General features: G+C 60.4%; 10 protein-coding genes. All 10 read left to right on the top strand.

Features of this window, described 5'->3' with window-relative positions; all coding sequences use genetic code 11:
• The first annotated feature begins 479 nt into the window (after window positions 1–479).
• The 10 genes from rfbF to pseC are packed head-to-tail and all read left to right on the top strand — an operon-like array spanning window position 480 to window position 11,924.
• Window positions 480–1,253: a glucose-1-phosphate cytidylyltransferase gene (gene rfbF / locus PspS49_RS08015; RefSeq protein WP_108226864.1), complete on the top strand. Its 774-nt coding sequence runs from the start codon at window positions 480–482 to the stop codon at window positions 1,251–1,253.
• Window positions 1,235–2,317 carry a CDP-glucose 4,6-dehydratase gene (gene rfbG / locus PspS49_RS08020; protein ID WP_160038777.1) on the top strand — a complete coding sequence of 361 codons (1,083 nt, stop codon included), beginning with the start codon at window positions 1,235–1,237 and terminating at the stop codon, window positions 2,315–2,317. Before rfbF ends, rfbG begins: the two co-directional genes overlap by 19 nt.
• Window positions 2,314–2,874, top strand: coding sequence for a dTDP-4-dehydrorhamnose 3,5-epimerase (gene rfbC / locus PspS49_RS08025; RefSeq protein ID WP_150749258.1), 561 nt, complete (start codon window positions 2,314–2,316; stop codon window positions 2,872–2,874). Before rfbG ends, rfbC begins: the two co-directional genes overlap by 4 nt.
• On the top strand, window positions 2,871–4,097 hold the full coding sequence (locus PspS49_RS08030; RefSeq protein WP_150773765.1) for a class I SAM-dependent methyltransferase: 1,227 nt from the start codon (window positions 2,871–2,873) through the stop codon (window positions 4,095–4,097). The genes rfbC and PspS49_RS08030 overlap by 4 nt, the downstream gene beginning before the upstream one ends.
• A complete protein-coding gene (locus PspS49_RS08035; protein WP_150773764.1) occupies window positions 4,094–4,945 on the top strand; it encodes an NAD(P)-dependent oxidoreductase in 852 nt (283 codons plus the stop codon). Before PspS49_RS08030 ends, PspS49_RS08035 begins: the two co-directional genes overlap by 4 nt.
• Window positions 4,942–6,012, top strand: a complete 1,071-nt coding sequence (locus PspS49_RS08040; RefSeq protein ID WP_150773763.1) for a class I SAM-dependent methyltransferase — start codon at window positions 4,942–4,944, stop codon at window positions 6,010–6,012. Before PspS49_RS08035 ends, PspS49_RS08040 begins: the two co-directional genes overlap by 4 nt.
• A gap of 17 nt (window positions 6,013–6,029) precedes the next feature.
• Window positions 6,030–6,767, top strand: coding sequence for a cephalosporin hydroxylase family protein (locus PspS49_RS08045; protein WP_093439633.1), 738 nt, complete (start codon window positions 6,030–6,032; stop codon window positions 6,765–6,767).
• A gap of 55 nt (window positions 6,768–6,822) precedes the next feature.
• Window positions 6,823–9,738, top strand: a complete 2,916-nt coding sequence (locus PspS49_RS08050) for a TIGR00180 family glycosyltransferase (protein ID WP_127926302.1) — start codon at window positions 6,823–6,825, stop codon at window positions 9,736–9,738.
• Between the two features lie 30 nt (window positions 9,739–9,768).
• Entirely contained in the window at window positions 9,769–10,770 is a 1,002-nt protein-coding gene (pseB, locus tag PspS49_RS08055; RefSeq protein WP_160038779.1) for a UDP-N-acetylglucosamine 4,6-dehydratase (inverting), read from the top strand.
• On the top strand, window positions 10,767–11,924 hold the full coding sequence (gene pseC / locus PspS49_RS08060) for a UDP-4-amino-4,6-dideoxy-N-acetyl-beta-L-altrosamine transaminase (RefSeq protein ID WP_160038781.1): 1,158 nt from the start codon (window positions 10,767–10,769) through the stop codon (window positions 11,922–11,924). The genes pseB and pseC overlap by 4 nt, the downstream gene beginning before the upstream one ends.
• The last annotated feature ends 16 nt before the right edge of the window (window positions 11,925–11,940 follow it).

The following is an 11,940-nucleotide window of genomic DNA, read 5'->3' on the forward strand; positions in this document are numbered from 1 at the left end:
TGTGTTTGGCTGCGCCAAACGGTCGCTGCGCTCCCACGCCCGGATCAATCCCTCCACTCAGCCTTCCGACGTCGCCCGTGGGTCAAGATCAAGAGCAGGCGAGCTGACACTCGGCCTATTGAGTGGTGAGGAGCGCGGCGTGATCGGCTTTGGGTTTGTGGTGGATTTGCCCTTGCCCCAGCCCTCTCCCGGAGGTCGAGGAGCCGATTTTTGGGCTTTTCAACGCTTGAGTTCGACTCGGTATCGCACGTCGGCGTACTTCTCCCGAACTCCTCGGTCAGTCCCCTCTCCCTTTGGGAGAGGGTTAGGGTGAGGGGCTTGTGGAGCTGGCGCGTTTCCTGCAAGTCCCCTGTAAATCGCCATAAAACGAGCGCTCGCGGTCACTCCAGCGGCGCACGGATCGGCAAAAGGTTTAGCCAGAAGGCCCGCAAAGCTCAAGAAAGCGGCGCGCAGCCCGGTGAAGAACAAGAGGGGAGACGATGAAGGCAGTTATTTTGGCGGGTGGCCTCGGCACGCGCATCAGTGAAGAGTCGCACCTCAAGCCCAAGCCGATGATCGAGATCGGCGGCAAGCCAATTCTCTGGCACATCATGAAGCAGTATTCCGCCCACGGGATTCATGACTTCGTGATCTGCCTCGGCTACAAGGGCTATGCGATCAAGGACTTCTTCGCCAACTACTTCCTGCACACCTCCGACGTCACCTTCAACATGCGCGAGAACCGCATGGATGTGCACCAGAATTACAGCGAGCCGTGGAGCGTCACGCTCATCGACACCGGTGAGGAAACCATGACCGGTGGCCGGCTGCTGCGGGCCGGCCGTTATCTGAAAGATGAAGAGGCGTTCTGCTTCACCTACGGCGATGGCGTTTCCGACATCAACATCGCTCAGCTTGTGGATTACCACAAAGCCCACGGTCGTCTGGCGACCGTCACCGCTGTGCAACCGCCGGGTCGTTACGGCGCGCTTGAGCGTCAAGGCGATCAAGTGCTGGGTTTTACCGAAAAACCTCGTGGTGACGGTGGCTGGATCAATGGTGGCTTCTTCGTGCTCTCGCCAAAAGTGCTGCCGTACATCGCCGATGACGCTACCACTTGGGAAGCCGAGCCGCTGGCGCGTCTGGCGGCCGACGAACAGTTGAAAGCCTTTGAGCACGAAGGCTTCTGGCACCCGATGGACACCCTGCGCGACAAGAACCATCTCGAAGCGCTGTGGCAGAGCGGGGAGGCCCCATGGAAGCAATGGGCCTGAGTGCGGACTTCTGGCGCGGCAAACGCGTTCTCGTCACCGGACATACCGGTTTCAAAGGCAGTTGGCTGACCCTGTGGCTGCAAAGCCTCGGCGCGCAAGTCAGCGGCTTTTCCCTTGAGCCGTCGACCGAGCCGAGCCTGTTCGAGCTGGCGCGGGTGCACGAAGGCATCAACGATCAGCGCGGTGATTTGCGTGATCTGGGCGCCTTGCTGGAAATCATCGCCGAAACCGAGCCGGAGATCGTGCTGCACCTGGCCGCTCAGCCGCTGGTGCGCGAAGGCTATCGCGATCCGCTCGGCACTTACTCCAGCAACGTCATGGGCACGCTGAACCTGCTCGAAGCGATTCGTCAGGTCGGTTGCGTGCGCGCCTGTGTGCTGGTGACCACCGACAAGGTCTACGCCAACAAGGAATGGCTCTGGCCGTACCGCGAAGACGAAGCCCTCGGTGGCCACGATCCTTACAGCAGCAGCAAGGCCTGCTGTGAACTGCTCGCGCAATCCTATGCCGCGTCGTTCTTCCCGGCCGACAAGTACGCTGAACACGGTCTGGCCTTGGCCACTGCGCGTGCCGGTAACGTCCTCGGCGGCGGTGATTTTGCCCCTGAGCGACTGATTCCCGACGTGCTCAAAGCCTGGACGGCCGACGAGCCGGTGACCCTGCGCTATCCGCAAGCCGTACGTCCGTGGCAGCACGCGCTGGAGCCGTTGGCCGGTTACCTGCAACTGGCCGCCGGCCTCTACGAACAAGGGCCGGAATATGCCGGGGCGTGGAACTTCGGCCCGGGCGAAGCGGACATGTGCAGCGTTGGCGAAGTCGTCGAATTGCTCGCCAGCCGCTGGCCGCAGGCGCGCGGTCTGCGCATCGAAAAAAGCGAACTGCACGAGGCCGGCCTGCTGCGTCTGGACAGCAGCTGCGCCCGCCAGGTACTCGGCTGGCAGCCGCGCTGGACCTTGCAGCAGTGCCTGACCCAGACCCTCGACTGGCACCTGGCCTGGCAGAACGGCGATGACATGCGCAGCGTCACCCTCGGCCAATTGAACCTGTATCGAGGCGCGCTGTGAGTGAGTTTTCTCTGAAAGCGTTGCCGCTGGCCGGATTGTTCAGCGTCCAGCACAAACGTTTCGAAGATCAGCGCGGGCACTTCGCACGGCTGTTTTGCGAAGGCAGCCTGAGTGCGTTCGGCAGTGAATTCCATATCCGTCAGATCAACCATTCCTGCACCCGCGAGAAGGGCAGTGTGCGCGGTCTGCATTATCAGAACGCCAACGCGCCGGAAGCCAAATTGATCACCTGCCTGCGCGGTGAAGTGTGGGACGTGGCGGTGGACCTGCGTCCGGATTCCGAAACGTTTCTGCACTGGCACGCCGAGCATCTGAAGGCCGGTGATGGCCGCAGCTTGTTAATCCCGGCTGGCTTCGCCCACGGTTTCCAGACGCTCAGTGAAGATGCCGAGTTGCTCTATCTGCATAGCGCCGATTACGCGCCGGAACACGAGGGCGGTCTATCGGTGAACGATTCACGGCTGGCGATTGCCTGGCCGTTGCCTGTCAATAATTTGTCAGCGCGTGATTCCAGCCATCCCGCGCTCGATCAACACTTTGCTGGAGTGCGTCTATGAACTGCCGTGGGTGCGCCGCACCGCTGAGCCTGCCGCTGATCGACCTCGGCACCTCGCCACCGTCCAACGCCTACGTGCACGCCGATCGCCTGGAACAGGCCGAGCAATGGGTGCCGTTGAAGGTCGCCGTGTGCCAGCAATGCTGGCTGGTACAGACCGAGGATTACACCCGCGCCGACAGCTTGTTCGATGCCGAGTACGCCTACTTCAGTTCGTTCTCCAGCACCTGGCTGGCCCATGCCGAGCGTTATGTCGCCGAGATGGTTGAGCGCTTCGGCCTGAGCGCTGACAGCCGCGTGGTGGAAATCGCCGCCAACGACGGTTACTTGCTGCAGTACGTGGCCGGTCGCGGCATTCCGTGCCTCGGTGTTGAACCAACGCGCAGCACCGCGCAAGCGGCTCGGGAAAAAGGCCTCGAAATTCGTGAACTGTTCTTCGGTCGCGACACAGCTGCGCAGTTGCAAGCCGAAGGCTGGGGCGCCGACCTGATGGCGGCCAACAACGTGCTCGCGCATGTGCCGGATATCAACGATTTCCTCGGCGGCTTCGCGACGCTGCTCAAGCCAACCGGCGTGGCCACCTTCGAATTCCCGCAACTGCTGACGCTGATGGCGGGCGCGCAGTTCGACACGCTGTATCACGAGCACTATTCCTATCTGTCGCTGACCGCCGTGCAGACCCTGTGCGAGCGCAATGGTCTGGAAGTGTTCGACGTCAGCCAACTGACCACCCACGGCGGTTCGCTGCGCGTGTTCGTGCAGCGCAAGGACGGCCAGCGCCGCGCGGTTCAACCTGCGGTGCAACAACAGTTGCAAGCCGAACTGGATGCCGGGGTAAAAACCGCCGAGTACTACGCGACCCTCGCGCCTGCCGCTGAACGCATCAAGCATGAACTGTTGCGTTTCCTGTTGCAGGCCAAGGCTGACGGTAAACGTGTGGTCGGTTATGGCGCGGCGGCCAAAGGCAACACCTTGCTCAATTACGCCGGGGTCAAACCGGACCTGCTGGCCTGGGTCGCCGATGCCAATCCGCACAAGCAGGGCAAGTTCCTGCCGGGTAGCCGCATTCCGATTGTGGCGCCGGCGCAGATTGATCTCGAAAGACCGGATTACGTGCTGGTGCTGCCGTGGAACCTGCTGCACGAAGTCAGCCAGCAACTGGCGCAAGTGCGTCAGTGGGACGGCCGCTTCGTGATCGCCGTGCCTGAGTTGAAAGTGCTGTGAAGGTTCTGGTCACTGGCGCCACAGGGTTTGTCGGTCGGCATCTGGTCGCAGCATTGCTTGCACGCGGCTGCGATGTTCGCGCCGCGGCGCGTAATGCGGAAACCGCGCAAGGCATGCCGTGGATCAACGACGTCGAGTTCATCGCAGCGGATATTCACGCCGCCGATCTCGATATCCACGCGTTGACCGATGGCATCGACGCGCTGGCGCATCTGGCCTGGCCGGGCTTGCCGAACTACCGGGCGCTGTTCCATTTCGAACACAACCTGATGGCCGATTACCGCTTTATCAAAAGCGCGGTCGAGGCGGGCGTGCAGCAGGTTCTGGTGACCGGCACCTGTTTTGAATACGGCATGCAGAGCGGGCCACTCAGCGAAAGCACCGAGCCTCAGCCGAGCAATCCTTACGGTCTGGCCAAGCACACGCTGCACCTGTTTTTGCAAAATCTGCAGCAGGAGCATCCGTTTACTTTGCAGTGGACGCGCCTGTTCTATCTGCATGGCGAAGGGCAAAACCCCAACAGTCTGTTGGCCGCACTGGACCGGGCGATCGATGCCGGTGAAGCGTCGTTCAACATGTCCGCCGGTGAGCAGTTGCGCGATTTTCTGCCGATTGAACGCGCTGCCGGTTACCTCGCCGCGATCCTGCAAAAAACCGACTTCAACGGCGTGATCAATTGCGCCAGCGGCCAACCGGTGTCCGTGCGTGCGTTGGTCGAACAACGCCTGCGCGAACGCGACGTGTCGCTGCATCTGAACCTCGGCCACTACCCATACCCAACCCACGAACCGCTGGCGTTCTGGGCGGTGAGCGAGCGTTTGCAACAGTTACTGGGAGAGCCGCAATGAAGCACGAGTTGTATCGGGTCACCGACCTGCCGGTGCTGCAGAACCGCACCTTTGCCGATGCCGCATCGGCACAGGCCTCGGCCAGTGCCGACATGCTGTTGGTGCAGGACGAGCGCAGCGGTTTGATCTACAACGCCGCGTTCGACGCCGACAAGCTCAGCTACGACGCCGATTACCAGAACGAGCAGGCGCATTCCGGCCAGTTCCAGAAGCATTTGAGTGACGTCGAAGGCATCATCGCCAAGCACTTCAAGGGTCAGGAACTGATCGAAGTCGGCTGCGGCAAGGGCTACTTTCTTGAGTTGCTCAAGGGCCTCGGTTATGCGATCACCGGCATCGATCCGGCTTACGAAGGCGAAAACGCCGACGTGATCAAGGCGCCGTTCACCCGTGGTCTCGGGCTCGCCGCAGACGCCATCGTGCTGCGCCATGTGCTGGAACATATTCAGGATCCGGTGAGCTTCCTCGCCGAAATCGCCAATGCCAATCAGGGCGGGCAGATCTACATCGAAGTGCCGTGCTTCGACTGGATTCTCGAGCACAAAGCCTGGTTCGACCTGTTCTACGAACACGTCAATTATTTCCGCCTCGATGACCTGCGGCGGATGTTCGGCACGGTGCACGAAGCCGGGCACCTGTTCGGTGGCCAATATCTGTACATCGTCGCTGACCTTGCGACGTTGCGCCTGACCCCGGAACAACCGGTGCCGCGCCTGACGCTGCCTGACGGTTTCACCGCCAGCCTCGATCGCGCCGTGCAGATCATTCAGTCCGCCCCCGAGCAGGGGTCCGCGATCTGGGGCGCCTCGTCCAAAGGCGTGATCTATTCGCTGTTCCTGCAACGCGCAGGTGTCGCAGTGGATCGCGTGGTGGATATCAACCCGGCCAAGCAGGGGCGTTATCTGCCGCTGAGCGGTGCCCGCGTTTCTTCACCGCAAGAGGCGATGGACGCGTTACCCGAAGGCGCCAACCTGTTTGTGATGAATTCCAATTACCTCGAAGAGATCAAGCGGATGACCGGTGGACGCTACGTCTATCACGCCGTCGACAGCGCTTCGTTTCAGTGACCCTTGAGATTATTAAAATGACCGACAACAGCATCAACCAAGCCTTCGAAGCCGAGTGCCGGGAACAGATTGCCCAGCAGGGTGACGACCAGAAACTCACCGGTCTGGCCCGCGATTTCTTCAATGAATCGGCCAAGCACAAATACAGCTACCACTTCTCGTGGATGGGCCGTCCGATCATCCAGTTGCCACAAGACATGATGGCCATGCAAGAGATCATCTGGCAGGTCAAACCGGATCTGGTCATCGAGTGCGGCATCGCCCACGGCGGTTCGATCATCTACTACGCCTCTTTGCTGGAACTGCAAGGCCACGGCGAAGTGCTGGGCATCGACCTCGACATTCGCCCGCACAACCGCGAGGCGATCGAAAGCCACCCGATGGCCAAGCGCATCAAGATGATCGAAGGTTCGAGCATCGACGCCGGCATTGCCGCCCAGGTGCAGGCTGCGGCCAAAGGCAAGAAAGTCATTCTGGTGCTCGACTCCAACCACACCCACGATCACGTCCTCGAAGAGCTGCGTCTGTACGCTCCACTGGTGTCGGTCGACAGCTACTGCGTGGTCATGGACACCGTGGTTGAAGACATGCCGGCCGATTTCTTCCCGGATCGTCCATGGGGCCCGGGCGACAACCCGAAAACCGCTGTGTGGAAATACCTGGAAGAGAATCAGGATTTCGAGATCGACCAGCAGTTGCAGAACAAGCTGCTGATCACCGTGGCGCCGGACGGCTATCTGCGTCGCGTCCGTTAATTCGCAACATCCCCAAAGCGTTATCTCGGCGAGTCGCCGGTTGTGGAGAGAAGTTATGCAAGGCAAGTACAGTTCTGAACTGACGCTACCGCTCAACGATCTGTTGACGGTGGTGCTGATTACTCACAATCGGCCGGCGTTTCTGCGCCGGGCGGTGAAGTATTACAGCAGCTTGCCCTGCAAAGTCATGGTGCTGGACTCCACATCGGAACGTCCCGAAGGCGATTTTTCCAGCGTCGATTATCACCATGTGCCGCAATTCGCTTATTGGGGCATGCAGGCCAAACTGGCCTATGGTGTGGAGCAACTGACCACGCCGTACATGGTGCTGGCGGCCGATGACGATTTCATCCTGCACGATTCGCTGGCCGAGTCCGTGGGTTTCCTGCACGCCAATCCGGATTACGGCATGTGTCACGGCTATTGCCTGATGTACCTGGCGTTGGCCGGTGGCGTCAGCTACTACCGTCGCGACAAGAAGGTCCAGGAAGACTACTGTGCCGACAAGGCTCAGGATCGGGTCGTCGATTACATGAGCCAGTACATTCCGCCGTTTTATGCGGTAACCCGTACTGATCTGATGAAGAGCTGGCATTCGGCGTTGCCGCCGGGCACCAATTTCCAGTGGCAGGAAATCGGTCACGTGTATTACCTGTTGGCCAGTGCCAAGGCGCGAATTCTGCCGATACCGTATGTGGTGCGTGAGATCAACTATGGTGCCTCCGAACACAGTACAGAGGTGTATCACTCGCTGACCTACGTCGACGCCAAATCCGTGGCCGAGCGTGAAGCGTTTGCAGAGTTCCTCGCCGCGTTGCCGACCGAAATCAAGGGTCTTGATACCGAGCAGGGCAAGGCGTTCGCCCTGCAAAGTTTCGAAGCGATGGTTGACAGCCTGCAATCGGGTCGGGCGCTGACGGCGGAACTGATCATCCAGTCCACCTGGAATCAGGAACTCAAGTATCCGGATCGCCGGTTCGGGCCGTTGCAGTACGTCGAAATGCCGTTCTACAACGAGGCGTTCTTCGACCGCTTGGCGCAGTTCGAATTCATGCTGCACGCCATGCCGGCGGGGCGTATTCAACTGGAAGGACTTGAGGGTATCTGGACCCGTCAGGCGCATTTGCTTCAGACGCGCAACAATGACACACCGGAAAGCGTGCTTGATCGTTTGTGGCAGGCCCATGACCTGAATGCGTTCAATCGCACGGTGGTCAAACGTCTCGCCGCTCAACTGGCGTCGATGGGCGAAGCTCAAGAAGCGCAAGACATGCAGGCATGGATCGAGCGTCTCGAAGCGTTGACCGTTGAAGATCATCATGCGGTCATGGACAAGATGCAGTCCGGTCGCTTGCTCAAGTGGCTGGCTGCGCGCCAGCCCGGCGGGCAGCAGGTCGAGGCGATCAGCCAACATCTGGCGCAGAATGGCGGTGGCCCGCAGTTCGGCATTTTCCTGCTGGATCTGGACGACGATATCGACAAGCTCCAGGTCTCTCTCGACAGTTTGCTGGAAGGGCAGTGCAAGGCCTTCCGGATTGTCGTGTTCACCACCGGCGAAGCGCCGGCCGCCACCACCGCGCAGAACACCTTGCACTTTGTTCGGGTGACACCGGGCAATCTGGTCGACAAGCTCAATCAGAGTGCGCGTCAGTCGCCGTGCGACTGGCTGCTGTTGGCTGAGGCCGGCGATGAGTTCACCGCCAGCGGCCTGTTGCGCGCCAGTCTGGAGCTGATGAACGCCGGCGATTGCCGTGCGGTGTCCACAGACGAAATCCAGCGCCAGGAAAACGGAGCACTGCTGGACGTGTTCCGTCCGGGCTTCAATCTTGACTTGTTGCTCAGCCTGCCATCCTTGATGGCGCGGCACTGGCTGGTGCGCCGCGATGCGCTGGTGGAGGTCGGCGGCTACCGCGCCGATTTCAACAAGGCGCTGGAACTCGATGTGCTGTTGCGCCTCATTGAAGAGCATGGTCTCAACAGCCTGGCTCACCTCGATGAGCCGTTGCTGATTACCGAGGCGCCGAAGCTGGTCGAGAACCCTGACGAGCGTCTCGCGCTGCTGCGTCATTTGGGTAATCGCGGCTACAAAGCCAAGGTCACTTCGGCGGTACCGGGGGTTTATCAGATCGACTACCACCACAGTGAACGCCCGCTGGTGTCGATCATTATTCCGGCGGGTGATGATCTGGCCGTGCTGCAACGCTGCGTCGAAGGTGTGCTGCTGCGCACCCGTTATCACCAATATGAAGTGCTGATCGCCGCCACGGCGGATCAGGTGGCTGAGGTCAATGACTGGCTTGGCACTTATCAGCATTCGAAAGTCCAGGTGCTGCGTACCGATCGGGCATTGAGCGAAACGGCCTTGTACAACGCGGCCAGCCGCCAGGTGCGGGGCGAGTATCTGGTGTTGTTGGCCGCCGATGCCGAAGTGGTCAATCCGAACTGGCTCGATTCTCTGCTCAATCATGCCCTGCGCCCGGAAGTCGGGGTGGTCGGCCCGAAACTGATCGACCGTGATCGCAAGATCAGCCAGGCCGGTCTGATCCTGGGCATGAACGGTGGTGTCGGTTCGGCCTTCGTCGGCGAAAAACACGATGCCGACGGTTATCTGCATCGCCTGGCGGTAGAACAGAATTATTCGGCGGTATCGAGCGTCTGCCTGATGGTGCGCAAAGATCTGTTCGACGCACTGGGCGGTCTCGACGACAGCACCTTCAACGACGGCTTCAGCGACGTCGATCTGTGCCTGAGCGCGGCTCAGGCCGGTTATCTGACAGTCTGGACGCCAGCGGTGCAGGTCATCCATCAGGGCGCGTTGCCGCAGGCACCGAAAGCGCTCGCGGCCCTGAAGGAAAAATGGGCAGCCGCTTTCGCCCAGGATCAGGCCTACAACGCCAACCTGAGTCTGGACGGCAAAGGTTTCGCGCTCAATGCCAGCGCTGCGCTGGACTGGCCACAGTTGCTTGCTTAAGCCTGCCGGACAGGGAAGAGGAATCAGTACATGTTCAACGGTAAATCAATCTTCATCTCCGGCGGCACCGGTTCGTTCGGGCGCAAATTCATCGCCCGACTGCTCGAGCAATACCAGCCCAAGCGCGTGGTGGTGTTCTCCCGTGACGAGCTGAAGCAGTATGAAATGCAGCAGACGTTCAACGCGCCGTGCATGCGTTACTTCATTGGTGATGTGCGTGACGCCGATCGTCTGCGCCAGGCCATGCGCGGCATCGACTACGTGGTGCATGCCGCAGCGTTGAAGCAAGTGCCGGCGGCGGAATACAACCCGACCGAATGCATCCGCACCAACGTCAACGGCGCGGAGAACATCATCGCCGCCGCCATCGATAACGGCGTGAAAAAAGTTGTCGCGCTGTCCACCGACAAGGCGGCCAGCCCGATCAATCTGTACGGCGCGACCAAGTTGCTTTCGGACAAATTGTTTGTCGCCGCCAACAATATTGCCGGCGAGCAGGAAACCCGTTTTGCTGTGGTGCGCTACGGCAACGTGGCCGGCTCGCGTGGCTCGGTGGTGCCGTTCTTCAGCCAGCTGATCGCCGACGGTGCTCAGGAGTTGCCGATCACCGACGAGCGCATGACGCGGTTCTGGATCACCCTCGACCACGGCGTGCAATTTGTCCTCGACAGCTTTGCGCGCATGCACGGCGGCGAAGTGTTCGTGCCGAAGATCCCGTCGATCCGCATCGTCGATCTGGCGCGCGGCATGGCCGAACATCTGCCGCACAAGAACGTCGGCATTCGACCCGGTGAAAAGCTCCATGAGTTGATGGTGCCGCTGGACGATGCGCGGATGACCCTTGAGTTCGAAGATCACTACACCATCCAGCCGTCGATTCGCTTTACCAGTGTCGATGTCGATTTCGCCGTCGACAGACTCGGTGAGCAGGGGCGTGTCGTCAGCGAAGATTTCGAGTATCGCTCCGACACCAACCCGCATTTTCTCTCGGTCGGCCAGATCGCCGATCTGCACGCGAAGCTCTCGGTATGATTCCCTACGGTCGGCAAAGCCTCGATCAGGCAGACATCGATGCCGTCGTCGAAGTGCTGCAGTCGGACTGGCTGACCCAAGGGCCGAGCATCGAGCGTTTCGAGCAGGCAATGGCCGAACGTTGCGAGGCAGACTTCGCCGTTGCGGTGTGCAACGCCACGGCGGCGCTGCACATTGCCTGTCTGGCCGCAGGCTTGGGGCCGGGTGATCGTTTGTGGACGACGCCCAATACCTTTCTTGCCTCGGCCAACTGTGGACGTTATTGCGGGGCCGAAGTTGATTTCGTCGACATCGATCCGCTGACCTGGAACCTTGATGCCTTCGCCCTCGACGCAAAACTCGATCAGGCCGAGCAGGATGGCACTTTGCCCAAAGTGCTGGTGGCGGTGGCGTTCTCCGGGCAGAGCTGCGACATGCGCAAGATTGCCGAACTGGCCGAGCGCTACAACTTCACCGTGATCGAAGATGCGTCTCACGCGGTCGGTGCGTGCTATGCCGGACGCCCGGTCGGTTGCGGCGAATTTGCGGCGATGACTGTATTCAGTTTTCACCCGGTAAAAATCATCACCAGCGCCGAGGGTGGCATGGTGTTGACCAGCCGCCCGCAACTGGCCGAGCGCCTGCAACGTTTACGCAGCCACGGCATGACCCGCGATCCGCAGCAGATGACTGAATCGAGCCACGGCCCGTGGTACTACCAGCAGATCGAGCTGGGCTTCAATTACCGGATCACCGATCTGCAAGCCGCGCTGGGCTTGTCGCAACTGGGCAAACTGGACGAATTCATCGCCCGGCGCCGCGAACTGGCCGCGCGTTATGATCGCCTGCTGACGTATTTGCCGGTGACGTTGCCCAGTCTCCAGCCGGAGGCGGATTCGGCTTGGCATCTGTATGTCATTCGCTTGCAGACGGATCGCATCAGCCGCAGCCACCGTCAGGTGTTTGAAGGCTTGCGTGCTGCCGGTGTTGGCGTGAATCTGCATTACATTCCCGTGCACTTGCAGCCGTACTATCGCGACCTGGGTTTCGCCGAGGGCGATTTCCCCGAAGCCGAGCGTTATTACGCCGAGGCGATCAGCCTGCCGCTGTTTCCGCTGTTGAGCGATGAACAACAGGATTACGTGGTCGAGCAATTGCGTCGGCTGACCGAATAATTGCCGCTGAGGCAAA

Source organism: Pseudomonas sp. S49 (genome assembly GCF_009866785.1).
Lineage (GTDB): Bacteria > Pseudomonadota > Gammaproteobacteria > Pseudomonadales > Pseudomonadaceae > Aquipseudomonas.